Here is a 640-nt window from a genome sequence, read left to right on the forward strand (position 1 = left end):
GCAGGGGGCAAAGCCACCACAAATAAAAAATTGAAAAATATTTTTTGACAAACTCAGTAATTTTTAGTATTATATAAAATAACCTCAATATAAAAAATAAATATGATAAAATTAGATAATAATAACGAAAATAACACTCTAAATAGATGGCGTCTTATACTCGGAGATTTTGCAGATAATAATATTGAATTGCAAAATGGATTATCTGACCTTAATGAAACTCTAAATTTTTTGTATGACAGAGAATACTCACAAGAAGACGGTTATTATAATGATGATAATTCTACAACAACAAAGGGAGGTAAAAATAAAAGCAATTTAACTGTGCCGATGTGGGTTTCTAAAATAAGAAAACTCTTTCCAAAAGAAACAGTTCAGATTATGCAGACTCATGCTCTAAATAAATATAATCTGACTGAGATGATTACAGATGAGAATATTTTAAAGGAAATGGAGCCTAATATGGAGCTTCTTAAAAATATTCTAACATTTAGAGATATGATGGATTCTAATGTAAAAAAGCTTGCCTATAGTATAGTAAGAGATATTGTAGAAAAATTAAAAAGAAAAATGGAACAAGATATTAAAAAAGTTTTTTATGGTAAGAAGCTTCCTCATTCTTATACAACGCAAAAAAAAA

The 640-nt window shown here is 27.0% G+C and carries 1 pseudogene; it reads left to right on the plus strand.

Going from position 1 to position 640, the window contains the following annotated elements:
* Positions 1-102 precede the first annotated feature (102 nt).
* Positions 103-640: pseudogene (locus E6A48_RS07885) on the plus strand (VWA domain-containing protein); the annotation flags it as partial.

This window comes from Brachyspira pilosicoli (assembly GCF_019402445.1).
Lineage (GTDB): Bacteria > Spirochaetota > Brachyspiria > Brachyspirales > Brachyspiraceae > Brachyspira > Brachyspira pilosicoli_B.